Source organism: Serinibacter arcticus, from assembly GCF_004786095.1.
Lineage (GTDB): Bacteria > Actinomycetota > Actinomycetes > Actinomycetales > Beutenbergiaceae > Litorihabitans > Litorihabitans arcticus.
Genome location: NZ_RHPJ01000013.1, coordinates 1 through 257, shown reverse-complemented (window position 1 = coordinate 257; position 257 = coordinate 1). Strand labels below are relative to the sequence as shown.

Here is a 257-nt window from a genome sequence, read left to right as displayed (position 1 = left end):
ACTAAGTCGTAACAAGGTAGCCGTACCGGAAGGTGCGGCTGGATCACCTCCTTTCTAAGGAGTCAACGTTGGCTGCTCACAGTTTCCTGCATGTCTTGTTCGTGCTCGCTCGTTGATCCTCTTGCCCATCGTGGTGGGGGGTGAGGGTTGAGCTGTTCGGGTGTGGGTTGTGGGTGGCAGGTCGAACATCATCGTTGTGGTGGTGGGGTTGCCTGTGACTCTTGGGTGGAACATCATGTTCATTCCTTGACTGCTGC

Annotated in this window: 1 rRNA gene; it reads left to right on the top strand. The window is 55.3% G+C overall.

The annotated features are described in order from the left end of the window. Positions 1-54: ribosomal RNA gene (locus tag SERN_RS15195) — 16S ribosomal RNA — on the top strand; the annotation flags it as partial. Positions 55-257: the final 203 nt, after the last annotated feature.